Origin of the sequence: Nocardioides lianchengensis (assembly GCF_900101465.1) — a bacterium.
GTDB classification, from domain to species: domain Bacteria; phylum Actinomycetota; class Actinomycetes; order Propionibacteriales; family Nocardioidaceae; genus Nocardioides; species Nocardioides lianchengensis.
The window spans coordinates 87,654-111,278 of record NZ_FMZM01000004.1; the positions used below are offsets into that span (position 1 = coordinate 87,654).

The following is a 23,625-nucleotide window of genomic DNA, read 5'->3' on the forward strand; positions in this document are numbered from 1 at the left end:
GTCCGGCGTCTCCGGCCCGGTTCGTCAGTGCTGACCGGGCAGCCGCCCGATCTGTGACAGCTTGTCGGGCGCCATCACCCAGAGCAGCTGCTCGATGCCGTCGGTCCCGGCCTCGATCGACAGCACCGCGGCGGGCTCGTCCCCGTGCCGGACCAGCAGCGACGGCCGGCCGTTGGTCTCCAGCCAGGTGATCGTCGATCCGGTCCAGAACCGGTCGCGGAAGGCGGCAAGCACCCGCGCCACCTTCGACCGGCCGACGATCGGCACCCGAGCCGCGTTGCGGGTGACGCCCGCGCCGTCCGACGTGCTGACCACCCCGGCCGCGAGCAGTCGCTCGAGCGCGCCCAGGTCGCCGCCCCGCGCGGCGCTCACGAACGCCTCGAGGAGCCGCCGGTGCTCGGCCCGGTCGACCGGCGCGCTCCGGTGCTCGGCGACGTGCTGGCGGGCCCGGGTCACCACCTGGCGGGTGTTGGCCTCGCTGATCTCCAGGATCTCGGCCACCCGCGGGTAGGGGTAGTCGAACGCCTCGCGCAGCACGTACGCCGCCCGCTCCCGCGCGGGCAGCCGCTCCAGGAGCACCAGCACCGCCGCCTCCAGCGCCTCGCCGTTCTCCGCACCCAGGGCGGGGTCGGCGCTGGTGTCGACCGGCTCGGGCAACCACGGGCCGACGTACACCTCGCGGCGTCGGCGCGCGGAGTCGGCGACGTTGATCGCCAGCCGGGTGGTGACGGTGGTGAGGAAGCCGGCTGGGTTCTCGACGACGCTGCGGTCGGTCTGCTGCCAGCGCAGCCAGGCGTCCTGCACGACGTCCTCGGCCTCCGCGACGCTGCCGAGCATCCGGTAGGCGATGCCGAACAGCCGCGGTCGCGACTCGTCGAAGTCCGCGAGCCCCGGGTCCATGGAACCATCCTGACCGACGGCTTGACCTGTAGCGCGCTACAGATAACAGCATGGAACGCGTGCCCCCCGTCCTGCTCCCCGACCTCGAGTACGACGTGCCGCCCGGCGGCCTGTCAATCGGCGAGGCCTCGCGCCTGACGGGCGTGGGGATCGAGGCGCTGCGCTACTACGAGCGAGAGGGCCTGGTGCTCGACCCGGCCGCGCGCGACGCCGGCGGCCGTCGCCGGTACGGCGCGGACGACCTGCGCTGGATCGCCGGCCTGGTGATGCTGCGCGAGACCGGGATGTCGATCGCCGACATCCGGGCGATGGCCGACCTCAGCCGCATCGCCGGCACCGAGGCCGAGCGGCTCGTGCTGCTCGAGGGCCACCGGCATCGGGTGCTCGACGAGCTGGCACGCACTCAGGGCCACCTACTGGCCATCGAACGCAAGATCGCCGCCTACCGCGAGGTGGTCGGCACGGAAGGACAACCCCATGAGGACCACCCATCTGGGTGACCTGGAGGTCTCGGTCATCGGGCTCGGCGCGATGGGCATGAGCGCCTTCTACGGCGCCAGCGACGAGGCCGAGTCGGTCGCGACGCTCCGGCACGCCGTGGACCGCGGCGTCACCTTCATCGACACCGCGGAGGCCTACGGGCCGTTCGAGAACGAGAAGCTGATCGCGCGGGCGCTCGGCGACCGGCGTGACGAGGTCGTGCTTGCGACCAAGGCATCCGCGGAGACTGACGACGACGGCACGGTGCACGGTCGCAACGGCACCCCGGCGTACATCAGGAAGGCGGCGGAGCGCTCGCTGCGCCACCTCGGCACCGACGTCATCGACCTCTACTACCTGCACCGCGTCGATCCGCAGGTGCCGATCGAGGAGTCGGTCGGCGCGATGGCCGAGCTGGTCGCCGAGGGCAAGGTACGCCATCTCGGCCTGTCGGAGGCGTCGGCCGGCACCATCCGCCGCGCGCACGCCGTGCACCCGCTGGCCGCGGTGCAGTCGGAGCTGTCGCTGTTCGCCCGCGACGTGCTGCACAACGGCGAGCTCGCCACGATGCGGGAGCTCGGCATCGGTTTCGTCGCGTTCTCACCGCTCGGCCGCGGCGTCCTCTCGGACGGCGTCCGCGCGCTCGCCGACTTGGCCCCCGACGATGCTCGGCGCGGCCTGCCGCGCTTCCAGCCCGCCGCCTTCGCAGCCAACCGTCGGCTGGTCGCACGGGTCGAGTCGGTCGCCGCCCGGCTCGGCGCGACCACCGCCCAGGTCGCGCTGGCCTGGCTGCTCGCGGAGGGCGTCGTACCGATCCCGGGGACGCGGCGCCGCTCCCGCCTCGACGAGAACGCCGATGCTGCCTCGCTCCTCCTGTCCGAGGAGGTACGGCGCGAGCTGGCCGATGCGCTGCCCGACGAGGAGATCGTCGGGCACCGGGACTTCGCGGAAGTGCCGGCGGGGGTCGACCGGTAGGGCGTCGTACACGGACGGACACAAGTCGGGGTCGACCGGTCGCGCTGAGCGTGGGACGTCGCGTCCGGGGCGACTTGTGTCCGTCCGTGTACGGGTGGGCCGGTGGGACGAGCAGCCGTCGGGCACCGGACCTCATGCGCATCGTCATCACCGGGGCCACCGGCAACGTCGGCACCGCCCTGCTCCGCCACCTCGCGTCCACCGGCGACCACGAGCTCGTCGGCCTGGCCCGCCGGATCCCCGACACGCCGACCGTCGGCGGGCGCGAGGTGGAGTGGCACTCGGTCGATCTGACGGCCGCCGAGGACCCGCTGCCCGGCATCTTCGCCGGCGCGGATGCGGTGGTGCACCTGGCCTGGGGCTTCCAGCCCTCGCACGACCTCGACTACCTGGAGCGGCTCGGCGTCGGCGGGACCCGCCGGGTGCTCGGCGCCGTCCGCGCCGCCGGCGTCCCGCACCTGGTCCACCAGTCCTCGCTGGGCGCCTACTCCCCGGCCTCCGACGACCGGCCGGTCGCGGAGTCGTACCCGACCGGTGGCATCCCCACCTCGCCGTACAGCCGGCACAAGGTCGCCGCGGAGCGACTCCTCGACGCCGCGGAGGGCGGCGACCTGGTGATCACGCGGATGCGCCCGGGCGTCGTCGGTCAGCGCGCGGCGGGCAGCGCCCTGATGCGGTACGGCGTGCCCGGCCTGGTCCCGGCGTGGGTCCTCGGGCACCTCCCGCTGCTCCCCCTCGACCGCGGCCTGCGGATCGCCTTCGTGCACGCCGACGACGTCGCCGACGCCCTGGGCCGCGTCCTCGCCCAGCGGGCCGGGGGTGCGTTCAACCTCGCCGCCGCGGCACCGCTCACGGCTGCCGACATCGCCGCGGCCTTCGGCGCCCGCCTCGTCCACGTGCCGTCGGCCGTCCTTCGCGCCGGCGTCGACGTGAGCTGGCGGCTACACCTGCAGCAGATCGACGCCGGCTGGCTCGACATGGGGTTCGCGCTGCCGCACCTCGACTCCAGCCGCGCCCGCTCCGAGCTCGGCTGGGTCCCCTCGCGGTCCGCCCCCGAGGTGTTCGCCGAGGTGCTGGACGGGATGCGGACCTCGGCCTCGGGGCCGACCGCCGTCCTCCGGCCTCGCTCGCTGGCCCAGACGGTCGGCGACGCCGTACGGCGGGGGCCGGTGGGGCAGCGGCGCACGCCGTGACGCCTGGTCGCGGCAGCCCACCCTGGTTGAGCAGGCGCTCGATCAACCAGGAGACGCCCCCCGCGCCGGACCCTCCAGCGCGGTGGCGACGACGGTCCGGGCCAGCGCGCCGACCTCGACGGGGCCGGCGGCGTCGTACCACTCGACCAGCGAGTTCACCATGCCGAAGACCAGGCGGGAGACGACCTCCGGGTCGAGGTCGTCGCGCAGGGAGCCCTCGGTGGCGGCGGCGCGGACCAGACCGGCGAGGCGGGCGTCGATCCGGCGCCGGCGCTCGAGGGCGGCGCGTTCCACGGCGGTGTTGCCGCGGACGCGGAGCAGCAGGGTGACGGCCGGCTGGTGGGCGACGAGGAGACGCACACTGTCCTCGACCACCCGGCGCAGGCGTGGGTACGCCGGTCCGGCCCCGTCGGCGGCCGCGTCCACCACGGCGGTCAGCTCGGCGAGCGCCTCGTCGAGGGCCAGCTCGAGCAGCCGTTCCTTGCTCGGAACGTGGTGGTAGAGCGAGGACTTCGACAGCCCGAGCTCGGCGGCCAGGTCGGCCATGCTGACGGCGTCGTAGCCGCGGGCGATGAAGAGGTCGATGGCCACCCGCAGCACGGTGGCCTGGTCGTGGCCGGGGCGGCCGCGGCGAACCCGGGTCTCGGTCATGCGTCGAAGTCCACCACGACGCGGTCGGACACGGGCGCGCTCTGGCAGGTGAGCACGTAGCCCGCGTCGACCTCATCGGGCTCCAGCGCGTAGTTGCGGCGCAGGTCGACCTCGCCCTCGCGGACCAGCGCGCGGCAGGTGCCGCAGACGCCGCCCTTGCAGGCGAAGGGCAGGTCGGCGCGGACCGCCTGCAGACCGTCGAGCACGCTGCTCTCGCGCGCCACCCGGGTCGTGACCGCGCGACCGTCGAGCACCGCGGTCACCTCGCTGGTCTCCCCCGTCGGCGCCGCCTCGGCCCGGACGACGGCGGGCGGCGGCTCGTCGACGTGGAAGAGCTCGACGTGCACCCGCTCGGGCGGTACGCCGAGGTCGGCGAGCACCGCACGTGCCTCGACGACGAGCGCGTAGGGGCCGCAGACCCAGACGTGGTCGACCCCGTCGAGTGGCGCGACCGTGGTCAGCAGCCGACGCAGCCGGTCGGCGTCGAGACGGCCGCTGAACAGGTCCACGTCGCGGGGCTCACGACTCAGCACGTGCACGACCGACAGCCGCGGCCCATGCCGGTCCTTCAGGTCCGCGAGCTCCTCGGCGAACATCACCGAGCCGCTCGTGCGGTTGCCGTAGAGGAGCGTGACCTCACCGTCGCCGGACAGCGCGGTCGCGGCGATCGAGAGCAACGGGGTGATGCCGGACCCGGCGCCGATGCAGAGGTGGCGACCGCCCGGCTCGACCCGCCACCGGCCGGTCGGCGGCAGCACCTCGACCGTCGCACCGGGCGTGACGTCGCGGACCAGCCAGCGTGAGAACAGCCCGTCGGGGATCTCGCGCACGCCGATGCGGGGCGGGGCGCCGACGGGGGCGCAGATGGAGTACGAGCGGCGGTGCTCGACGCCGTCGACGACCCGGCGCAGGGTGAGCGACTGGCCGGCCTCGAAGGCGAAGGCCTCCGCGAGGTCGTCGGGGACGGCGAAGGTCACCGCCACCGCGTCGTCGGTCAGCCGGTCGACCCGGGCCACCTCGAGCAGCGGCATCAGATCTCCTTGACGTGCTGGAAGGGCTCGAGGCACTCCGGGCAGCGGTAGAGCGCGGTGCAGGCCGACGGCCCGAACTCCGAGGTCCGGTCGGCCACGGCGCCGCAGCGCGGGCAGCGGACCACCCGCCGCGGCGGGGCCAGGGTGAGGACGACGGGCCCGGCCGGGGCGGGTCCCGGCGGGGAGATGCCGTGCTCGGCCAGCGCGGCCCGACCGCGGTCGGTGATCCGGTCGCTGGACCACGGCGGGTCCAGCTCGACCCGGACGCGGACGTCGTCGTACCCCTCCTCGGCGAGGCGGCGGACCAGGTCGTCGCGGATGGTGGCGAGGGCGGGGCATCCGGAGTACGTCGGCGTGATCGCCACCTCGACGCGGCCGTCGACCTCCGCCACCGAGCGGAGCACGCCGAGGTCCGCGATCGTCAGCATCGGCAGCTCGGGGTCGGTGACGGTGGCCGCCGCGTCGTAGGCGCTCACCAGCGCCCCTGCGGGTGCGCGCGGGCGACCGACTGCATCTCGGCGAGCAGGTCGGGCAGGTCGTCGGGGAGCTCGCCGCCCTCGTCCGGCCGCTCGAGATCCGAGGCGTCGAGGAGCTGGTCGAGGACCGCCTCCACGTCGTCACGTACGGCGGGGTCGCGGTCCAGCAGCTCGGCCCAGGCGGGGGCCAGCTGCCCGAGCGCCGCCGTCGTACGACGCCGCGACTCCCGCGTCCCGCGGGCCAGCGTGACGACCCAGCGCCCGGACCAGTCGCGGTGGTAGGTCAGCTCCTTGACCCCCTTCGCGGCGACCGCGGCGAGCACCGGGTCGGGGTGGCCGGTCAGCCGCTGCAGCACGACCAGCCGGACCGTCGAGGCGAGGAAGAGCCGGACGACGGTGTGCCCGAAGTCGCCGTTGGCGAGCGCGGCGGTGCGGGAGCCAGTCCAGGCGGGCGGGTCGCGGAAGAAGGCCAGGGCGTCCTCGGCGGGGACCGGCGAGCCGGCCGGCAGCTCCGGGACGACGCCCGGCTCCACGACGGCGGCCCGGGCCAGCAGCAGCCGGGCCTGGCCGAGCAGGTCGAGCGCCACGTTCGCGAGGGCCACGTCGGTCTCCAGGTCGGGGGCGCGACTGCACCACTCCGACAGCCGGTGCGAGAGCAGCAGCGCCTCGTCGCCGAGCCGCAGGCAGAGGGCGGCCAGTGCGACTCGGTCGACGCCGTCGGGGACGTGCGGATCGATGCCGTCGAGCGGGTCGGCGAAGCCGGTGCCGAACGCCCAGTGGGCCGGGTCGGTCGCGTCGAGGCCGTCGTACGGACCGTGGTCGACGTTAGAGGTGGGGGACATCGCCGACCTCGTAGAACGTCGGGTGCCGGTAGACCTTGTCGCCGGCCGGGTCGAACAGCGGCTCCTTCTCGTCCGGGCTGGAGGCGGTGATCGCGTCGGCGCGGACCACCCAGATCGAGACCCCCTCGTTGCGGCGGGTGTAGACGTCGCGGGCGTTGCGCAGGGCCATCGCGTCGTCGGCCGCGTGCAGCGACCCGACGTGGACGTGGTTGAGGCCGCGCTTGGCGCGCACGAAGACCTCGTAGAGCGGTCCGGTCATCGGCTCGCCGCCTCCCGCACCCAGGCGCCGTCGTCGTGGGCCTGCTGCCGGTGGGCGAGGCGCTCGGCGTTGCAGGGCCCGTCCCCGGACACGACCCGCTTCAGCTCGTCCCAGTCGACGTCGTTGCCGGGCAGCGTCACCCCCAGCGCCTCGGCCTGCGGCGCCGTCATCTCGACGAACCGCGCCCGCAGCTCGTCGTTCGTGTGCCGCTTGATGCCCCAGGCCATCGACCGCGCGGTGTTCGGCGACTCGGCGTCGGGCGGGCCGAACATCATCAGCGCCGGCTTCCAGAACCGGTCGACCGACTCCTGCACCATCGCCCGCTGCTCGTCGGTGCCGCGCATCATCGTCATCAACAGCTCGAAGCCCTGCCGCTGGTGGAACGACTCCTCCTTGCAGATCCGCACCATCGCCCGCCCGTACGGCCCGTACGACGTCCGGCACAGCGGCACCTGGTTGCAGATCGCGGCGCCGTCGACGAGCCAGCCGATCGTGCCGACGTCGGCGTACGACGGGGTGGGGTAGTTGAAGATCGAGGAGTACTTCTGCGCGCCGCTCATCAGCCGCGCCTCCAGCTCGTCGCGGGTGACGCCGAGCGTCTCGGCGGCGGAGTAGAGGTAGAGCCCGTGGCCGGCCTCGTCCTGCACCTTCGCGAGCAGCACCTGCTTGCGCCGCAGGCTCGGCGCGCGGGTGATCCAGGCGCCCTCCGGCTGCATCCCGATCACCTCGGAGTGCGCGTGCTGGGCGATCTGGCGCACCAGCGTCCGCCGGTAGCCCTCCGGCATCCAGTCGCGCGGCTCGATCCGGTCGTGACGCGCCACCGTCTCCTCGAACTGCCGCTCCAGGTCGTCCACCGCGCCTCCCGCATTTCCCGACCGATCGGTCGGGAATCATCGTGACACGGCATGACGGGCGTCACAAGGCCGTCGTCACCGCCCCGTCCACACCGGCGTTCGCTTCTCCGCGAACGCCGCGACCCCCTCACGGGCGTCGTCGGAGAGCATCACCGGCGTCGCGAGCTCGGTCTGCCGCTCGAAGCCCTCCTCGGCCGACCAGGAGGACGCGTCGTCGACGATCCGCTTGCCGACCGCGACGCTCAGCGGGGCGGACGCGGCGATCGAGGCGGCCAGCCCGAGCGCGACGTCGAGCGCCGTGCCCGGCGGTACGACGCGGTTGACCAGCCCGAGCTCGTGCAGCCGGGACGCCGGCAGCGGCTCGCCGGTCAGCGCCAGCTCCAGGGCGACGGCGCGCGGGAGGCGGGTCCCGATCCGGAGCAGCCCGCCGGCGGCGGCGACCATCCCGCGCCGGGCCTCGGGCAGCCCCATCAGCGCGCCGTCCGCGGCGACCACCAGGTCGCCGCAGAGCATCAGCTCGAACCCACCCGCAAGGGCCGCGCCCTCGACGGCGACGACCAGCGGCTTGGTCGGCGGGCGCGCGGTGATGCCCAGCGGCCCCCGGCCGTCGGTGATCGGCAGCTCGCCGCGGTTCGCGGCGGCCAGGTCCATGCCCGCGCAGAAGTGGTCACCGGCGCCGGTCAGCACCAGCACCCGTACGGCGGGGTCCGCCTCCGCGTCGTCCAGCGCGCGCTCGAGCGCGACCGCGGTGCGGTGGTCGATCGCGTTGCGCACCTCGGGGCGGTCCAGGGTGATCACCGCGACCGCCCCCTCCCGCGAGGTCCGCACCGGTGCGGGCGGCGGCGCGGGGAGCTCCAGGCGCGCGGACGTGTCGACGGTCAGCCCGCTGCCGTCGTAGGTGACCCGGGTCCGCAGCAGGTCGGCCTCGTCCAGGACGCCGAGGGTCGGCCCGTCCTCGATCCGCAGCAGCACGCGGGCCCCGTCGTCGGCGATCACGCTGAGGATCGCGGCCTCCGCCGTACCGTCGCGGTCGAACGGGCGGGTGACCGCCTCCACGACCCCGGACCCGTCGAGCGAGGTGCGGACCGGGCGCGGGGCGGGGCGCTCGAAGGCCGGGGTGAGGTGGGCGTAGGCCCGCGCGGGCGGAGTCGCCGCGTAGACGCCGATCGCGTGCTTGGTCGCGTACCAGCCCAGCGAGGTCGACAGCCCGACCCGCTCGGGCGCCGCGCGCAGCAGCGGCACCATCGTGGCGATCGCGTGGCTGCCGTAGTTGTTGCCGGGACCGCCGCCGAAGGTCAGCCCGCCGGTCACGCTGAGCGGCCGGTCGGGGTCGTCGAGCGGCAGGCCGAGCGCGTGCGCACCGAGCTGCACGGCAGCCGGGAAGCAGGAGTAGAGGTCGACCAGGTCGACGTCCTCGATCGCCAGCCCGGCGTGGTCGAGGACAGCGGCGCCCGCGGCCGCGATGGCCGGCGAGGTCGCCAGGTCGGCGCGCTCGGAGACGAACCACTCGTCGGTCGCCGACGCCCCGGCGTGCACGAACACCCACTTCTCCTGCGGTACGCCGGCCGCCTCGGCCGCGGCCACGCTGGTCAGCACGATCCCCGTCGCCAGGTCGACCTGGAGGTTGGCGCACATCAGCTTCGTGTACGGGTCGCTCACCCAGCGGTTGCCCGGCGTCGGGTCGGCGACCTCGGCGGCCGTGCGGGCGGTCGGGTCCCAGGCGAACGGGTTGCGCGCGGCCACCTCCGACAGCCGCGACCAGAGCCGGCCCAGGGTGGCGCGGTGGTCGTCGTACGACGTGCCGGCGCGGCCGCGCAGCGCCGACTCGACCAGCGCGTAGGCGTAGATGGGCGCGCCCAGCCCGACCGCGGTCTCGGCCTCGTTGTTGGCCGGCCGGTCGACCCCGATCACCCGGTCCGGGCGCTCGTCCTCGGCGACCCGCGGCCAGTCGGGCGTCCGCCCGGCCACCTGCAGCGCGGCCACGGTGGCGCCGGCCTCCGCCCCCGTCAGGAGTACGACGTCCGCGTGCCCGTCGACCACCTGCTGGGCCGCGTCGTTGACGACCAGCTGCGCACCGTCGCCGCCGTACGGCGAGGACTGCACGGTGCCGGCCTGCGTCACCCCGACCAGCTCCGCGACCCGGCCCGCCTGGTTGCCGTAGGTCCAGCTCGCGCTCGGCACGGCGTACACGAGGTCGGCCTGCGCGAGCAGGTCGGCGGTGGCGCCGCTGTCGGCGACCGCCCCGCGCAGCGCCTCGACGGACAGCGCGACCGGCTCGCGCGGGGTGCTCAGGTCGGGCTTGCGCTGCACCAGCTGCCCGACACCGACGATGACCGGCGTGCGCGGGTCGAGCTCGCGGCCGGAGGCGTGGTGGCGGACCGGGTCGCGGGACAGCCGGAGCCGCGCGCCGCCCCCGGAGACGACCTGCTCGAGCGCGGCCAGCGACTCGGCCAGCGCGACCTCGACGCTGCGGACCGCGGTGAGCCCGACCGGGCCGCGGACCGGCGCGCCGTCCAGACCGCCGTCGAGGCGGACCGCCGTACCGCCCTCGGCCGGGGCGAGCGTGCACCACAGCCCGATGACGATGCCCATCGGGCCGGTGCCGCGCAGTGCGAAGCCGTCCGGTCCGGCCGCCTCGACGCTCCAGCGCGCCTGGGCGGGGATGTCCATGAGCCGGATCTGCTGGGTGAACTCCTCCCCCGCGCGCAGCCGGTCCGGCCGCTCGCCGCGCCAGGCGGCGTGCAGGGTCAGCCAGTCCGCGGTGCGGTCGAGGTCGAGGACGGCCTCGGCGACGACCTCGGGCGGCGCCGGCAGCAGCCGGGTCGCGCTGACCTGCCGCGCGAACGCCTCCAGGCCCGCCGGAGGGGGAACGTCGGGACCGCCCTCCCTGACGGCCCCGACGCCCGATCGGGTGGAGACGGCGGCGCGCGCGACGCTCACCAGGGTGCGGGCCGTGCGGATCAGCTTCGCCATCTCGTCATCACTTTCCGTCTGGTCAGACTGTTTCTGGGACACTACGGTAGCGCCATGGACGAGCGGCCGCGCAGGACCCAGGCCGAGCGCACCGCCGCCACCCGCGCCCTGCTCGTCGACGCGGCCTTCGCGTGCCTGCTGGAGAAGGGGTACGGCGCCACCACCGTCGGGGCCGTCCAGGAGCGCGCCGGCGTCGCGCGCGGCACGCTGCTGCACCACTTCCCGACCCGGGCCGCGCTGATGGTCGGGGTGGTCGAGGACATCGCCGCGCGGCGGCTCGCCGTCCTCGCCTCCGACGCCGGGCCGCCGCCCGGCCACGGCTGGGACGCCGTCGTCGACCTGGTCTGGCGCGACCTGCAGAGCCCGGCGTTCCTCGCCGCCCTGGAGCTCTGGGTCGCCGCCCGCACCGACGACGCCCTGCGCGAGGCGTTGGTCCCCCTCCAGGCCCGGCTCTTCGGCGCCATCCACCGCGCGGTCACCGCCCTGATCGGCGACGACCCGCGCGCGCCCACCCTCGTGCAGTTCACGATCGACCTGCTCACCGGTACGACGATGACCGGCATGCTCGGCCCCGGCCGCGAGCAGACCGCCGTGGTCGTCGAGCGCTGGAAGGAGACGCTGGTGACGTTGACGGGTCCCGCGCTGTGACCGAGCGACGGAGGCTGCGCAAGGCCCACCACTACTACGAGCCGGCCCTGACGATCACCACGTCCGCGTCACCGGAGGCGTCCCTCGACACCCTCGTCGCCGGCCTGGTCGCCGCCAAGGCCGACCTGGTCCGGCGCGACCACGGGTCCGCCACGCTGCAGCTCGGGACCTTCCTCCGGTCCTGGATCTTCAGCGACACGATGCTGCTCGACGTCGTCCGACCGCTGCGCACCTGGGGGATGCGGGCCACCGTGGACCTCCGGGTCCTCGACGTGGCGCCCCCCACGCAGGTCCGGGTCGCACTGACCAAGGTCGACCAGTACCGCGAGACCGTCCCGTACGTGCTCGCCGCGGTCGACGTCGCCGCGCAGGTGCTGCGGGACCGCGACTTCGTCACCGAGGTCGGCGAGGTCGAGCACGGGCCGTGACCTCCCGCCGCCGACCCCGCGAGGGTTACGTGACCGGGCGGTGGTCCCGGCGGTGGAGCAGGACCGAGACCCCGGCGGCCGCGATCGCGACCAGTCCGGCCGCGACCCCGACGTACACCGCCTGATCGAACCGTTCCTCGCCTGCCACGCGGCAGCTGGCCGCGATCTCGTCTTCGTCCGGCGGCGGCTCCCCGCCCACCGGGTCGATCGCGTCGTTGAGCACGGTGTCGTAGGGCGCCAGGCACGTGTAGGTGCCCCGGCTGGTGCCGTCGACCGTCGGGTTGTCGACCGAGATCCACAGCGCTGCGCCGGCCACCACTACGGCGACCAGGGCGAGCACCGCTCGCAGCGACCGGAGCACGCGCAGCATCGGGTCCGCCTCCACGACATCGGAGTCTGGCAGGACGCGGCGACGACGTACGGCGGAGCCGCACACCAGGCCCCACCGGTCGAGACCGCCCGGGCCGGGACCGATAACGGATCTCGATCGGTGGGTACACCCCGCCTCATTGACACCGGCGCGAGCGCGCCACAAGGCTGGTCGCCACCTCGCGACCGACTCACCGGACGAGGACGCGCGAACATCCTCGGGAGGGGCGCGAGATGAACCGGTACCTGAAGGACGTGGACCCGGCGGTCTGCTGGGGCTCGGCGGTGCTCATCGCCGGCTTCGTCGCCTGGGGCTTGGTCGCCCCGGACAACCTCGGCACGGTGATGGGCGAGGCCACCGGCTGGGTGGTCGGCAACTTCGGCTGGGCGTTCATCCTGATCGCGACCGGGGTGCTGCTCCTCTGCCTCTACCTCGCGCTCTCGCCGTGGGGGAAGATCAAGCTCGGGCCGGACGACTCGACGCCCGACTTCCGGACCTTCTCGTGGGTCTCGATGATGTTCGCGGCCGGGCTCGGGGCGGGGCTGCTCTTCTACGGGATCGCCGAGCCGGTGACCCACTGGGCCAACCCGCCGCACGGGCTCGCCGAGCCGGAGAGCGAGGAGGCGGCGCTGACCGCGCTGCGCTACACCTACTTCCACTGGGGCTTCAACGGCTGGGCGATGTACGCCGTCCTCGGTGGCGCGATGGCCTACTTCGCGTTCCGCAAGGACCAGCCGGTCCTGGTCAGCGCGACCTTCACCCCGATCCTCGGCCCGGACGCCCACCAGAAGCCGATCGGCCGACTCGTAGACGCGCTGGCCATCGTCGCCACCCTCTTCGGTACGGCGACCGCGCTCGGCCTCAACGGCCTGCAGCTCAACAGCGGGCTCGACTACCTGCTCGACGTACCCAAGTCGAACGGCGTGGCGGTCGCGATCATCGTGGTCGTCACGGGCCTGTTCATCCTGTCGGCGACGTCGGGGGTCGAGAAGGGCATCAACTTCCTGGCCAACCTCGGCTCGGTCGCCACGATCGTGCTGTTCCTGTTCTTCCTGGTGGTCGGCGGCTCCACCGTGCTGGTCATCAGCAACGGCATCGAGTCGATCGGCGACTACGTCATCCAGGTGATCCCGATGTCGCTGGAGACCGGCGTCGGCGACGAGAAGTGGATGGCCAACTGGACGATCTTCTACTGGGCCTGGTGGGTCTCGTGGGCGCCCTTCGTCGGCATGTTCGTCGCCCGGATCTCCCGCGGGCGGACCATCCGCGAGTTCATCGTGGGGGTGGTCGCGGCGCCGACCGGCTTCGGGTTCATCTGGTTCGCCATCGTGGGCGGGACCGGCATCGAGCTGCAGCGCAGCGGCGAGGTCGACGTGCTCGGAGCACCGTTGGAGCTGTCCCTGTTCACCGCCCTCGACGTCCTCCCGCTGCCGGTGATCAGCTCCGCGCTCTGCATCATCCTGATCGCGCTGTTCTTCATCAGCGGAGCGGACGCCGCCTCGGTCGTGATGGCCACGATGGCGTCCCGCGGGTCGATCACCCCGTCGCGGATCGTCGTGGTCGTCCTGGGCGTGCTGATGGGCGGCATCGCCTGCGCGATGCTGCTCGTGGGCGGCCTCACCGCGTTGCAGCAGGCCGCCGTACTCGGGTCGGTGCCCTTCACCGTCGTGCTCGTCGGCGTGGCCTACTGCTGGGTCAAGGCGCTGCGCGAGGAGGGCCGTACGACCCCGGCGACGACCGAGCAGGAGCACGAGACCACCGGGAGGAACGCATGACCGAGCGCCGCAACCCCTTCGAGGGCGTCACCGACCTGTTCAGCGAGCTGGCCCGGGTCCGCTCGACCGGCGTGCACGGAGGGCCCGAGCACGCCCTCACCCCGGCCGAGCGGACGCACGCCTCCGCGTGGGTGCCGGCCACCGACATCCTGGCCCGCGGCGAGGACCTGGTGATCCGGGTCGAGCTCGCCGGTGTCGACCCCGAGGACGTCGAGCTGAGCTTCAGCCACGGCGTGCTCACCGTGTCGGGGGCTCGCCCTCAGGACGCCTCCGAGGACGGGGTCGAGTTCCTCGTCCGCGAGCGCTTCTACGGCGCCTTCCGCCGGACCATCACGCTGCCCGAGGGCACCGAGCCCGACCAGATCCACGCCGAGTTCGACGACGGGCTGGTCGAGGTCACGGTCAGCAACGGCGTCAGCCCGGCCGACAGCACCCGCATCGCCCTCACCGACAAGTCGTCGGGCAGAACCTCGAGGACCGTCGGACGCGGCTAGACGCTGGTTGAGGTGCGAAGGCGCCCCGCGCCTGAGCCTCGAAGCCCGGCGAGTCGTCCATCGGCCGGGGGACCACCGGCCGTTTCTCGGCTCACCGGGTTTCGAGGCTCGCTTCGCTCGCACCTCAACCAGCGTGAGGGGCGTCAGGCGTCGGTGGCGATCCGGAACCCGAGGTTGCCGGTGCTGTCGTCGGGCGACTGCACCTGCCGGGCGGAGACCCGGTAGCGACGGCAGTACGACGCGTGGCACAGGTACGACCCTCCCCGGCTGACCGTCTCGGCGCACCACTCCCACACGTTGCCGGTGGTGTTGTGCAGCCCGTAGCCGTTGGGCTCGTAGGCGTTGACCGGGCAGGTGCCGGACCAGCCGTCCGCGGCGGTGTCGCGGGTCGGGAAGTCGCCCTGCCACACGTTCATCCGGTGCTCCCCGCCCGGCTCCAGCTCGTCCCCCCAGGGGAACGGCCGGCCGGTCAGACCACCGCGGGCGGCGTGCTCCCACTCGACCTCGGTGGGCAGCCGGGCGCCGCGCCAGGCGGCGTACGCCTCGGCGTCGAGGCGCGAGACGTGGACGACCGGGTGGTCGGCCCGCGCGGCGACGGACGACTGCGGGCCCTCCGGGTGCGCCCAGTCGGCACCTTCGACCTGGCGCCACCAGGGGGCCGCCGCCACGCCGCGGGTCGGCGGGAAGTCGTCGGGCAGGAAGGGGCCGAAGACGAACGACCAGCCGTACCGCTCCGCGTCCGAGGTGTGCCCGGTCGCGGCGACGAAGGCGGCGTACTCGGCGTTGGTCACCGCGCATCGCCCGATCCGGTACGGCGCCAGCGCGGCCTCGCGCACCGGCCACTCCTCGGGGTGGTCGGGGTCGTCGCTGCCGACCCGGGTGGGGCCGCCGGGGATGAGGAAGAGGTCGTGGTTTCGAGACGGTTGCTGCGCAACCTCCTCAACCACCGGGGGCGGTGGTTGCTGCGCAACCTCCTCAACCACCGGGGGCGCCGGGCGCTGGTCGTCCGGGCCGCGGGAGGGGGCGCAGCAGCTGCTCACTGGTGGACCATCACCGCGCGGGCCCGGTCCTCGTCGCTGGCCCGCTCGGCCACGCCGTCGAGGTCGAAGCGGACCCGGTGGATCAGCCCCTCGAACCGGTTGTGGACCGGCCGGTAGTCGTCGGTCACGGGCGTGCCGCGGTCGACGCCCACGTTGAAGGTCTCGTCGAAGGAGAAGTAGTAGGCGGTGGTGACCGGGATCGTCCCGGTCCCGACGGCGACCCCGTCGACCTCGAGCGTCACCGAGGCACCGCTTCCGGGCGGGCCGCCGTCGTACGAGAAGCGGACGACCAGGTCGTGGCGGCCCGGCGCCATCGGCGCGGTGCCGCGCACCGTGGTCAGGTCGCGGCCGGCGAAGTTGTAGGCGTAGTGCGGGACGCCCTTGACGACGTACAGCGACCAGCCGCCGAAGCGGCCGCCCTGCGCCACCACGACGCCGCTCGACCCGGTGTGCACCTCGAGGTCGGCGGTGATCGTGTGGGTGCGGTTCTTGACGTTGGGCGCGGCCTCCTCCGACAGCCGGCGGACCCGCGGCCCGAACGACAGCTGGGAGCGGCCGGCGTGCAGGTCGAGTCGGCCCGCGACCTCGGGGTTCTCGCGCTCGGTGACCCGGGCGTCGAGCGGCAGCACGTGGTGCTTCTCGGCCTCCTCCAGGAACACCTGCTGCAGCGCGGCCAGCCGCTCCGGGTGCTGTGCGGCCAGGTCGTGGGCCTGGCTCCAGTCGGTGTCGAGGTGGTAGAGCTCCCACACGTCGTCGTCGAACGACCTGTCGCCCGAGCCGACCATCTCCCAGGGCGTGCCGTGCCGGGTCACCGCGGCCCAGCCGTCCTGGTAGATCCCGCGGTTGCCGACCATCTCGAAGTACTGGGTGCCGCGCCGGTCGGGCGCGTCGGGGTCGGCGAAGGTGTAGCGCAGGCTGGTGCCCTCGATCGGCTGCTGCTGGACGCCCCCGAAGGTCTCCGGCGCGGGCAGGTCGGCGGCCTCCAGGATGGTCGGCAGCACGTCGATGACGTGGTGCCACTGGTGGCGGATCCCGCCGCGGTCGGCGATCTCGCGGCCCCAGCGCACGATCATCCCGTCCCGGATGCCACCGAGGTGGGAGGCGACCTGCTTGGTCCAGGGGTACGGCGTGTTCATCGCCAGCGCCCAGCCCACGGGATAGATCGGGTACGTCGACGCGGACCCCAGCTCGTCGAGCCGCGCGGCCATGTCGGCCGTGTCGTCCTGGATGCCGTGGCCGACCAGGTGCTCGCGGAAGGTGCCGCGCGGACCGCCCTCGCCCGAGGCGCCGTTGTCGCCGAGCAGGTAGAAGAACAGCGTGTCGTCGAGGACGCCCATCTCGTCGAGCGCGTCCACGAACCGGCCCACCTGCACGTCGGCGTGCTCGGCGAACCCGGCGTACGTCTCCATGAACCGGGCCGCGACCCGCTTCTCGGTCTCGTCGAGCTCGTCCCAGTGCGGCACGCCCTCGGCCCACGGCGCGAGCTCGGCGTCCTCCGGGACGATGCCGAGCTCCTGCTGGCGGGCCAGGATCTCCTCGCGCTGCGCGTCCCAGCCCTGGTCGAAGCGGCCGGCGTACTTGTCGCGCCACTCGGGGGCGACGTGGAACGGCGCGTGCGTCGCGCCGAGCGCGAGGTAGGTGAAGAAGGGGCGCTCGGGGGTGATCGCCTGCTGGTTCTCGACCCAGTCGATGGCGTGCTCGACCAGGTCCTCGGAGAGGTGGTAGCCGTCCTCGGGCATCCGGTCCGGCTCGACGGGGTGGCGACCCTGGTAGAGCTGCGGGTACCAGTGGTTCATCTCGGCGCCCATGAAGCCGTAGAAGAAGTCGAAGCCCTCCCCCATCGGCCAGCGCGTGAACGGCCCCGACGGGCTCACCTCGACCGGCGGGGTCTGGTGCCACTTGCCGAACGCCGCCGTGCAGTAGCCGTTGCCGCCGAGGATCTGCGCGATCGTCGCCGCGCTGGCCGGCCGGTAGCCGTGGTAGCCCGGCTTCGGCGTCGACATCTCCGACGTCACGCCCATCCCGACCGAGTGGTGGTTGCGGCCGGTCAGCAGCGCCTGCCGGGTCGGCGAGCACAGCGAGGTCACGTGGAAGCGGCTGTAGCGCAGCCCGTCCCCGGCCAGCCGCTCGGCGGTCGGCATCTCGCAGGGGCCGCCGTACGCCGAGGAGGCGCCGTACCCCATGTCGTCGATGAGCACGATGACGACGTTGGGCGCGCCCTTCCCCGGTCGCACCGGGCCGATCGGCCGGGCCGAGGTGTCGACGTCGAGCGGGAGCTGGGTGCGGTCCGGGCTGGTCATGGTGGGCTCAGCCTAGAGACCGGGCCCGGCGCTCAGTCGTTGCGGCGCACCCGGATCGTCGGACTCACGTCACCCTTGCAGCCAGCCTTTCGGGCCACCTTGGCGAAGAACCGGCCCTCGGTGCCGGTGTTGCCGGTCGACCAGACGTAGCGGCCGCCCTGCAGGTCGGTGGTGTCGGTCGCCCACAGGTGCGGCTCGCCGGCGACCAGCTTGAAGACCTTGACCGTCCGGTCCTGGGCGCAGCGCTTCGGACGCGTGCTGCGTACGACGCCGGACATGTCGGTGCCGTCGGCCGTGATGGTGACGGTGACCTTGGCCCGGGCGGGCGCGGCCGGCGCGGCCTGTGCCGGCGCGGCCGCGGTGACGAGTCCGGCGGCGAGGACCGCCGCGGTGGTGAGGACCGAGAGCTTCATGACGCACCTTCCCGGGGCGGCTCTCGCCCCTTCGAGGCTGAGGAGCGGCCGGGCCGGCTCCCGATACATCCGCCACCTGCGGAACGGCGGAGGACCGCCGGGACCCCTCAGAGGTGGTCGGGGATGATCAGCGCGTCCGGGTCCTGGCGGGGCGGGACGTGCTCGAGCACCGTCTTCACCAGCGCCACCCGGGCGGCGAGCTGCATCTTGCGCTTGAGCCGGCCGACGTCGCCGAGGGTGCCCTCGACCGCCTCGGTGACCTGGGCGTCGGTGAAGGTCGGGCGGGTGCCGATCTCGACGTCGACGTCGGGCAGCGCGACGAGGGTGGCGAGCACCTGGGTGCCGAGCGAGTCGAGCAGCTGGTAGCGCTGGAACCGGGTCAGGCCGTCCCAGACCTCGTCCTTCTTGTCGGCCTTCCCGCGTGCGGCGACCAGCTTGGCGGCGCCGGTCAGCCCTTCCGTCATCTCCCGCTCGGTGAACCGCATGGGCCTATTGTCGCGGGTCGGCGATCCGGTGGCTGGAGCCTCCCCCGGAGGGCTCGGTGAGTTTTATCGGCTAGCCGATGAAACTCACGCCGGGACGATGAACCTTTGTCGTCCTGGCGGGAGGTTCATCGGCCAGCCGATGAAACTCTCCCCCGGCCCCTCAGCCGCTGACCTTGGCCAGCCGCAGCCAGGTGTCGACGACCGTGTCGGGGTTGAGCGACATCGACTCGATGCCGCGCTCCAGCAGCCACTCGGCGAGGTCCGGGTGGTCGGAGGGGCCCTGGCCGCAGATGCCGACGTACTTGCCGGCGTCGCGGCAGGCGGTGATGGCCAGGTCGAGCATGTGGAGTACGGCGGGGTCGCGCTCGTCGAAGCCGTCGGCGACCAGGCCGGAGTCGCGGTCGAGGCCGAGGGTCAGCTGGGTCATGTCGTTGGAGCCGATCGAGAACCCGTCGAAGTGCTCCAGGAACTGGCTGGCGATCACGGCGTTCGACGGCAGCTCGCACATCATCACGACCTGCAGGTCGTTCTCGCCGCGCTTCAGACCGTGCTGGGCCAGCAGGTCGATGACACCACGCGCCTCCTTCAGGGTGCGCACGAACGGGATCATCACCTTGACGTTGGTCAGGCCCATCTCGTCGCGCACGTGGCGCAGCGCCTCGCACTCCATCGCGAAGCACTCGGCGAAGTCCTCCGACAGGTACCGCGAGGCGCCGCGGTAGCCGATCATCGGGTTCTCCTCGTCGGGCTCGTAGCCCTCGCCGCCGACGAGGTTGGCGTACTCGTTGGACTTGAAGTCGCTCATCCGCACGATCACCGGCTCGGGTGCGAAGGCGGCCGCGATCATCGAGACCCCCTCGGCCACGCGCTGCACGAAGAACTCGCGCGGTCCGTCGTACGCCGCGATGGTCTCCTCGATGTCGGCGCGCAGCCCGTCGTCGAGCGCGGTCGGGTCGGCGGCCAGGTCGAGCAGGGCCTTCGGGTGAATGCCGATCTGGCGGTTGATGATGAACTCCAGGCGGGCCAGGCCGACGCCCTTGTTGGGCAGCCGTGAGAAGGCGAAGGCCTGCTCGGGGGTGCCGACGTTCATCATGATCTTCACCGGTACGTCGGGCATCGCGTCCAGCTCGGTGCGCTCGACGTCGAAGTCGAGGAGGCCCTCGTAGACCAGCCCGGTGTCGCCCTCGGCGCAGGAGACGGTGACCTCGCGGCCGTCGGCCAGGGTCTTGGTAGCCGAGCCAGTGCCGACCACCGCGGGGATGCCGAGCTCGCGGGCGATGATCGCCGCGTGGCAGGTCCGCCCGCCGCGGTTGGTGACGATGGCCGAAGCGCGCTTCATGATCGGCTCCCAGTCGGGGTCGGTCATGTCGGCCACCAGCACCTCGCCGGTCTCGAACTCGTGCATGTTCTCGACCGAGGTCAGCACCCGGACGGCGCCCGCGCCGATCTTCTGGCCGATCGCGCGGCCCTCGACGAGCACGTCGACGCCGGTCGCGGCGCCCTTCGGCATCTTGTAGCGCTCGAGGGCGCCGGTCACGCGCGACTGCACGGTCTCGGGGCGGGCCTGGAGGATGTAGAGCTGCCCGTCGACGCCGTCCTTGCCCCACTCGACGTCCATCGGCCGGCCGTAGTGCTCCTCGATCACCAGCGCGTGCCGGGCCAGCTCCTCGACCTCCGCGTCGGTCAGCGACAGCAGCCGCGAGTCGGCGGCGTCGACGTCGACGAACTCCGTCGTACGGCCGACGGCCGCGTCGTCGGTGTAGACCATCTTGGTGGCCTTGCCGCCGACGCCACGCTTGAGGATCGCCGGCCGCCCCGCGCGCAGGGCAGGCTTGTAGACGTAGAACTCGTCGGGATTCACGGCCCCCTGGACGACGCCCTCGCCGAGGCCGTACGCCGACGTCACGAACACGGCGTCGGTGAAGCCCGACTCGGTGTCCATGGTGAACAGCACGCCCGAGGAGCCGATGTCGGAGCGGACCATCCGCTGCACGCCCGCGGACAGGCCGACGTCGGCGTGGGCGAAGCCGTGGTGGACGCGGTAGGCGATCGCCCGGTCGTTGTAGAGAGACGCGAAGACCTCGCGAATGGCCTGCAGGATCGCGTCGATCCCGCGGACGTTGAGGAAGGTCTCCTGCTGGCCCGCGAAAGACGCGTCGGGGAGGTCCTCGGCCGTGGCGCTGGAGCGTACGGCGAACGACGGCTCGCCCTCGGTCTCGGCGGCCAGCTCGTCGTACGCGCGGCGGATGTCGGCCTCGAGGTCCTCGGGAAAGGGCTGCTCGACGACCGCCGTCCGGATCTCGCGTCCGACCTCGGCGAGGCGTCGTACGTCGTCGGTGTCGAGGCCGTCGAGCAGGCCGACGATCCGCTCCTTCAGCCCCGTCTCCCCGATGAAGCGGTGGAAGGCGTCCGAGGTCGTCGCGAAGCCGTTGGGGACGCGCACCCCGAGGTCGGACAGCTGCGAGACCATCTCGCCCAGGGAGGCGTTCTTCCCGCCCACCTGCTCCAGGTCGGCGAGGCCGAGCTCGGAGAACCACCGGACGTTGGTGTTGGTCATGACGACTTCCCTTCGGGCTGCCGGCGCCGGGACCGGGCGTCGGACTTGAGGGTCTGCAGGATCAGCGCGGAGATCTCCTCGACGGACTTCGCCGACGAGTCGATGACCGGGAGGCGGTGGGCCTTGAACAGCTCACCCGCCCGGCGCAGCTCCCAGCGACACTGCTCGGGAGACGCGTACCGGCTGTTCGGGCGACGCTCGTTGCGCACCCGGCTGAGCCGGTCGACGGTGGTGACGAGACCGAAGCAGCGCTCCAGGTACGGCTGGACCGGCTCCGGGAGGCCGTCGGCCTCCAGGTCCTCGTCGACCAGCGGGTAGTTCGCGACAAACAGCCCGTGCTGGAGGGCGAGGTACATGCTGGTCGGGGTCTTCCCGCAGCGCGAGGGCGCCAGCAGGATCACGTCGGACTTCTCCAGCGCCCGCAGGCTCTGGCCGTCGTCGTGCTCGATGGTGAACTCGACCGCCGCCATCCGCGAGTTGTAGCGCTTGATGTCGCCGACGCCGTGCAACCGGGCGGCCTCGCGGACCCCCTGCTGGCCGATGATCGTCTCGACCTTCGCCATGTGCATCTCGAAGAAGTCGATGAGCGGCGCGCGCGTCTGGTGCAGCTCGGCCCGGACCTCGTCGGTCGCCGCGGTGCAGAACACCAGCGGCGTGATCGGCCCGTCCATCGCCTCGTCGAGCTGCGCCACCACACGGCGGGCGTCGTCCACGGTGTGGATGAATGGGATCAGGGTCCGCTCGAACCGCGTGTCGGGGAACTGGATGAGCAGCGCGTTGCCCATCGTCTCCGCGCTGATGCCCGTGCTGTCGGACAGGAAGAACACGGGTACGACGTCCTGCTCATCGTCCATCGCGCCGTCCTCCGGGTGGGGTGTCCCGCAACCTACTCGCTGATCCCACCCAGTACCCCGGGTGTCCCGTGTCGGAGACGTCACATGGACAACCGGTCCCCCGCGCTGGTTGAGGCGCGACCCCCACGGTGGTTGAGGTGCGAGCGAAGCGAGCCTCGAAACCCGTCTTGCCAACAGTCGGCCTCAACCCAGACCGACACCCACCTCACCGGGTTTCGAGGCTCGGGCCTAGCGGCCCTCACACCTCAACCAGCGTGGGCCCCCGGCGGCTCGGCCGGCGTCAGTCGGGGCGACGGGCGGCGAGGCCTCCGGCGTACGACGTGCCGCCGGCGAGCTCGGGGGCGAGCGCGGCCTGGTACGCGTGGTAGACGTCCGGCTTGCCCGGCCAGACGGTCGCCGCGGGGCGGTTCTGGGCGTCGAGCTCGTGGTGCCAGGAACCGTGCTCGTGGTCGACGAAGCAGCGGTCGACGTACGCCCACCAGGTGGTGGCGGCGTCGGCCCAGCGCTGCTCGCCGGTGGCCTCGTGCAGGGCGTGGGCGGTGCTGACCGCCTCGGCGGCGACCCAGTGCATCCGCTCGCGCACGACCGGCTGCCCGGACCAGTCGGTGGTGTAGACGAACCCGTCGGCGCCGTCGGTGGCCCAGCCGTCGGCGACCGCGCGGTCGGCGAGCTCGGTGGCGGCCTGGACCAGGCCGAAGGGCAGCACCAGCCGGGCCCACTCGAGGCCGTGGCCGACGGTGGCGCCGTAGGGCTGGAAGGGGTGGGCGGGCTCGTCGCGGTGGTGCTCGAGCAGCGGCTGCCACTGCTCGTCGAAGTGCTCGGGGATCCGCCAGTCATTGGCCTCGGCCCAGTCCAGGACCTGGCTGGCGATCCGGCCGGCCCGGGTGTACCAGACCGAGTCGCTCGCGGAGCCGTCCCCGGAGGTGACGTCGGCGGCGGCGAGGTAGGCCTCGACGGCGTGCATGTTGGCGTTGACGCCGCGGTAGGGGTCGAGCTCGGTCCAGGTGCGGTCCCACCGGTCCACGACCAGCCCGGCCTCGTCGTCCCAGAAGTTCAGCTCCTGGGCGGTCAGCGCGAGCGCGACCAGTTCGTCGGCCCCGGGTACGTCGGCCAGCAGCGCCGAGCAGGCAGCCAGCAGCACGAACGCGTGCCCGTAGGACTGCTTGCTGTCGTCGACGACCCCGTCCGGGCCGACCGCGGCGTACCAGCCCCGGTGCTCGTGGTCGGCCAGATGGGTGAGCAGCGAGCTGACGCCGTGCTCGGCCAGCTCGGCGAGCTCGGCCGCATCGGGGCCGCCGGGCGCCGGCTCCTCCCCCGCCAGCACGGCCAGGGAGAAGACGTGGGTCATCCGGCAGGTGATCCACAGCTCGACCGGCTTCGTCGGGTCGAGCGCGCCCGTCTCGTCGAGCCAGCCGAAGCCCTGCTCGGTCCGCGAGCCCGCGGCGAACCGGAGCAGGTCGGCCCGCTGGGCCGAGAGGTACGACGGGTCTCCGGGAGTCACCCGGTCAGGCTACGGCCCTCGCTGGTCGAGCATCCGGCGAGGAACGAGCGCGGCGTATCGAGACCAACCTGCCGGGGGTCTCGATACGCTCGCTGGCGCTCGCTACTCGACCAACGAGGGCCGCTC

General features: G+C 73.1%; 23 protein-coding genes. 7 read left to right on the forward strand and 16 right to left on the reverse strand.

Annotated features, from left to right (window positions below; genetic code table 11):
* Nucleotides 1–24: 24 nt before the first annotated feature.
* On the reverse strand, nucleotides 25–900 hold the full coding sequence (locus BLT76_RS08460; protein WP_090853750.1) for an RNA polymerase sigma-70 factor: 876 nt from the start codon (nucleotides 898–900) through the stop codon (nucleotides 25–27).
* A 50-nt stretch (nucleotides 901–950) separates the two neighbouring features.
* Between BLT76_RS08460 and BLT76_RS08465 the strand changes: the two genes are divergently transcribed.
* From BLT76_RS08465 to BLT76_RS08475, 3 genes are all read left to right on the forward strand, one after another.
* Nucleotides 951–1,400: a MerR family transcriptional regulator gene (locus BLT76_RS08465; RefSeq protein ID WP_090853753.1), complete on the forward strand. Its 450-nt coding sequence runs from the start codon at nucleotides 951–953 to the stop codon at nucleotides 1,398–1,400.
* The gene (locus BLT76_RS08470; protein ID WP_090853757.1) at nucleotides 1,378–2,355 is read left to right on the forward strand and encodes an aldo/keto reductase; all 978 of its coding nucleotides are present in this window, start codon (nucleotides 1,378–1,380) and stop codon (nucleotides 2,353–2,355) included. Before BLT76_RS08465 ends, BLT76_RS08470 begins: the two co-directional genes overlap by 23 nt.
* Nucleotides 2,356–2,489: 134 nt before the next feature.
* Nucleotides 2,490–3,548: an NAD-dependent epimerase/dehydratase family protein gene (locus tag BLT76_RS08475; RefSeq protein ID WP_090853760.1), complete on the forward strand. Its 1,059-nt coding sequence runs from the start codon at nucleotides 2,490–2,492 to the stop codon at nucleotides 3,546–3,548.
* A gap of 42 nt (nucleotides 3,549–3,590) precedes the next feature.
* Here BLT76_RS08475 and BLT76_RS08480 read toward each other — a convergent pair whose 3' ends face one another.
* From BLT76_RS08480 to BLT76_RS08510, 7 genes are all read right to left on the reverse strand, one after another.
* Nucleotides 3,591–4,199 carry a TetR/AcrR family transcriptional regulator gene (locus BLT76_RS08480; protein WP_090853763.1) on the reverse strand — a complete coding sequence of 203 codons (609 nt, stop codon included), beginning with the start codon at nucleotides 4,197–4,199 and terminating at the stop codon, nucleotides 3,591–3,593.
* Complete coding sequence (gene paaE, locus BLT76_RS08485) at nucleotides 4,196–5,230, reverse strand: 1,2-phenylacetyl-CoA epoxidase subunit PaaE (RefSeq protein ID WP_090853766.1); 1,035 nt, start codon at nucleotides 5,228–5,230, stop codon at nucleotides 4,196–4,198. The genes BLT76_RS08480 and paaE overlap by 4 nt, the downstream gene beginning before the upstream one ends.
* Entirely contained in the window at nucleotides 5,230–5,706 is a 477-nt protein-coding gene (gene paaD, locus BLT76_RS08490) for a 1,2-phenylacetyl-CoA epoxidase subunit PaaD (protein ID WP_244509322.1), read from the reverse strand. The genes paaE and paaD overlap by 1 nt, the downstream gene beginning before the upstream one ends.
* On the reverse strand, nucleotides 5,703–6,548 hold the full coding sequence (gene paaC / locus BLT76_RS08495; protein WP_090853773.1) for a 1,2-phenylacetyl-CoA epoxidase subunit PaaC: 846 nt from the start codon (nucleotides 6,546–6,548) through the stop codon (nucleotides 5,703–5,705). Before paaC ends, paaD begins: the two co-directional genes overlap by 4 nt.
* Complete coding sequence (paaB, locus tag BLT76_RS08500) at nucleotides 6,532–6,807, reverse strand: 1,2-phenylacetyl-CoA epoxidase subunit PaaB (protein WP_090853776.1); 276 nt, start codon at nucleotides 6,805–6,807, stop codon at nucleotides 6,532–6,534. The genes paaC and paaB overlap by 17 nt, the downstream gene beginning before the upstream one ends.
* The gene (gene paaA / locus BLT76_RS08505) at nucleotides 6,804–7,661 is read right to left on the reverse strand and encodes a 1,2-phenylacetyl-CoA epoxidase subunit PaaA (RefSeq protein ID WP_090853779.1); all 858 of its coding nucleotides are present in this window, start codon (nucleotides 7,659–7,661) and stop codon (nucleotides 6,804–6,806) included. Before paaA ends, paaB begins: the two co-directional genes overlap by 4 nt.
* A gap of 75 nt (nucleotides 7,662–7,736) precedes the next feature.
* On the reverse strand, nucleotides 7,737–10,634 hold the full coding sequence (locus BLT76_RS08510; protein ID WP_090853782.1) for a type II toxin-antitoxin system Rv0910 family toxin: 2,898 nt from the start codon (nucleotides 10,632–10,634) through the stop codon (nucleotides 7,737–7,739).
* A 54-nt stretch (nucleotides 10,635–10,688) separates the two neighbouring features.
* On the opposite strand from BLT76_RS08510, the gene BLT76_RS08515 reads away from it, so the two are divergent.
* Nucleotides 10,689–11,282 (forward strand): TetR/AcrR family transcriptional regulator, encoded by a 594-nt coding sequence (locus tag BLT76_RS08515; protein WP_090853785.1) that lies wholly within the window; start codon nucleotides 10,689–10,691, stop codon nucleotides 11,280–11,282.
* The gene (locus BLT76_RS08520) at nucleotides 11,279–11,710 is read left to right on the forward strand and encodes a hypothetical protein (RefSeq protein ID WP_090853789.1); all 432 of its coding nucleotides are present in this window, start codon (nucleotides 11,279–11,281) and stop codon (nucleotides 11,708–11,710) included. Before BLT76_RS08515 ends, BLT76_RS08520 begins: the two co-directional genes overlap by 4 nt.
* Nucleotides 11,711–11,735: 25 nt before the next feature.
* Here BLT76_RS08520 and BLT76_RS08525 read toward each other — a convergent pair whose 3' ends face one another.
* On the reverse strand, nucleotides 11,736–12,080 hold the full coding sequence (locus BLT76_RS08525) for a hypothetical protein (protein WP_139175451.1): 345 nt from the start codon (nucleotides 12,078–12,080) through the stop codon (nucleotides 11,736–11,738).
* 233 nt (nucleotides 12,081–12,313) lie between these two features.
* Here BLT76_RS08525 and BLT76_RS08530 point away from each other — a divergent pair, with 233 nt between their 5' ends.
* Together BLT76_RS08530 and BLT76_RS08535 are read left to right on the forward strand one after the other, a co-directional pair.
* Entirely contained in the window at nucleotides 12,314–13,855 is a 1,542-nt protein-coding gene (locus BLT76_RS08530) for a BCCT family transporter (protein ID WP_090853796.1), read from the forward strand.
* On the forward strand, nucleotides 13,852–14,349 hold the full coding sequence (locus tag BLT76_RS08535; protein WP_090853799.1) for an Hsp20/alpha crystallin family protein: 498 nt from the start codon (nucleotides 13,852–13,854) through the stop codon (nucleotides 14,347–14,349). The genes BLT76_RS08530 and BLT76_RS08535 overlap by 4 nt, the downstream gene beginning before the upstream one ends.
* Before the next feature lie 143 nt (nucleotides 14,350–14,492).
* On the opposite strand, the gene BLT76_RS26140 is transcribed toward BLT76_RS08535, so the two are convergent.
* The 7 genes from BLT76_RS26140 to BLT76_RS08570 all read right to left on the reverse strand — a co-directional run bounded on the left by BLT76_RS26140 (nucleotide 14,493) and on the right by BLT76_RS08570 (nucleotide 23,499).
* Nucleotides 14,493–15,296, reverse strand: a complete 804-nt coding sequence (locus BLT76_RS26140; RefSeq protein WP_090853802.1) for a formylglycine-generating enzyme family protein — start codon at nucleotides 15,294–15,296, stop codon at nucleotides 14,493–14,495.
* Between the two features lie 89 nt (nucleotides 15,297–15,385).
* Complete coding sequence (locus tag BLT76_RS26145) at nucleotides 15,386–17,689, reverse strand: arylsulfatase (protein ID WP_090853805.1); 2,304 nt, start codon at nucleotides 17,687–17,689, stop codon at nucleotides 15,386–15,388.
* 32 nt (nucleotides 17,690–17,721) lie between these two features.
* The gene (locus BLT76_RS08550; RefSeq protein ID WP_090853810.1) at nucleotides 17,722–18,102 is read right to left on the reverse strand and encodes a hypothetical protein; all 381 of its coding nucleotides are present in this window, start codon (nucleotides 18,100–18,102) and stop codon (nucleotides 17,722–17,724) included.
* A gap of 107 nt (nucleotides 18,103–18,209) precedes the next feature.
* A complete protein-coding gene (locus tag BLT76_RS08555) occupies nucleotides 18,210–18,587 on the reverse strand; it encodes a hypothetical protein (protein WP_090853814.1) in 378 nt (125 codons plus the stop codon).
* 160 nt (nucleotides 18,588–18,747) lie between these two features.
* Entirely contained in the window at nucleotides 18,748–21,144 is a 2,397-nt protein-coding gene (gene ppsA, locus BLT76_RS08560) for a phosphoenolpyruvate synthase (protein ID WP_090853817.1), read from the reverse strand.
* Nucleotides 21,141–21,998 carry a pyruvate, water dikinase regulatory protein gene (locus BLT76_RS08565; RefSeq protein ID WP_090853820.1) on the reverse strand — a complete coding sequence of 286 codons (858 nt, stop codon included), beginning with the start codon at nucleotides 21,996–21,998 and terminating at the stop codon, nucleotides 21,141–21,143. The genes ppsA and BLT76_RS08565 overlap by 4 nt, the downstream gene beginning before the upstream one ends.
* A 280-nt stretch (nucleotides 21,999–22,278) precedes the next feature.
* Nucleotides 22,279–23,499 carry an AGE family epimerase/isomerase gene (locus BLT76_RS08570; protein ID WP_090853825.1) on the reverse strand — a complete coding sequence of 407 codons (1,221 nt, stop codon included), beginning with the start codon at nucleotides 23,497–23,499 and terminating at the stop codon, nucleotides 22,279–22,281.
* Nucleotides 23,500–23,625: the final 126 nt, after the last annotated feature.

Excerpts from the sequence above, each read along its gene's own strand:
- BLT76_RS08460 (WP_090853750.1), bottom strand. The coding sequence starts at position 900 with ATGGACCCGGGGCTCGCGGACTTCGACGAGTCGCGACCGCGGCTGTTC.
- BLT76_RS08465 (WP_090853753.1), top strand. The coding sequence starts at position 951 with ATGGAACGCGTGCCCCCCGTCCTGCTCCCCGACCTCGAGTACGACGTG.
- BLT76_RS08470 (WP_090853757.1), top strand. The coding sequence starts at position 1,378 with ATGAGGACCACCCATCTGGGTGACCTGGAGGTCTCGGTCATCGGGCTC.
- BLT76_RS08475 (WP_090853760.1), top strand. The coding sequence starts at position 2,490 with ATGCGCATCGTCATCACCGGGGCCACCGGCAACGTCGGCACCGCCCTG.
- BLT76_RS08480 (WP_090853763.1), bottom strand. The coding sequence starts at position 4,199 with ATGACCGAGACCCGGGTTCGCCGCGGCCGCCCCGGCCACGACCAGGCC.
- paaE (WP_090853766.1), bottom strand. The coding sequence starts at position 5,230 with ATGCCGCTGCTCGAGGTGGCCCGGGTCGACCGGCTGACCGACGACGCG.
- paaC (WP_090853773.1), bottom strand. The coding sequence starts at position 6,548 with ATGTCCCCCACCTCTAACGTCGACCACGGTCCGTACGACGGCCTCGAC.
- paaB (WP_090853776.1), bottom strand. The coding sequence starts at position 6,807 with ATGACCGGACCGCTCTACGAGGTCTTCGTGCGCGCCAAGCGCGGCCTC.
- BLT76_RS08510 (WP_090853782.1), bottom strand. The coding sequence starts at position 10,634 with ATGGCGAAGCTGATCCGCACGGCCCGCACCCTGGTGAGCGTCGCGCGC.
- BLT76_RS08515 (WP_090853785.1), top strand. The coding sequence starts at position 10,689 with ATGGACGAGCGGCCGCGCAGGACCCAGGCCGAGCGCACCGCCGCCACC.
- BLT76_RS08525 (WP_139175451.1), bottom strand. The coding sequence starts at position 12,080 with ATGCTGCGCGTGCTCCGGTCGCTGCGAGCGGTGCTCGCCCTGGTCGCC.
- BLT76_RS08530 (WP_090853796.1), top strand. The coding sequence starts at position 12,314 with ATGAACCGGTACCTGAAGGACGTGGACCCGGCGGTCTGCTGGGGCTCG.
- BLT76_RS08535 (WP_090853799.1), top strand. The coding sequence starts at position 13,852 with ATGACCGAGCGCCGCAACCCCTTCGAGGGCGTCACCGACCTGTTCAGC.
- BLT76_RS26145 (WP_090853805.1), bottom strand. The coding sequence starts at position 17,689 with ATGACCAGCCCGGACCGCACCCAGCTCCCGCTCGACGTCGACACCTCG.
- BLT76_RS08550 (WP_090853810.1), bottom strand. The coding sequence starts at position 18,102 with ATGAAGCTCTCGGTCCTCACCACCGCGGCGGTCCTCGCCGCCGGACTC.
- BLT76_RS08555 (WP_090853814.1), bottom strand. The coding sequence starts at position 18,587 with ATGCGGTTCACCGAGCGGGAGATGACGGAAGGGCTGACCGGCGCCGCC.
- ppsA (WP_090853817.1), bottom strand. The coding sequence starts at position 21,144 with ATGACCAACACCAACGTCCGGTGGTTCTCCGAGCTCGGCCTCGCCGAC.
- BLT76_RS08565 (WP_090853820.1), bottom strand. The coding sequence starts at position 21,998 with ATGGACGATGAGCAGGACGTCGTACCCGTGTTCTTCCTGTCCGACAGC.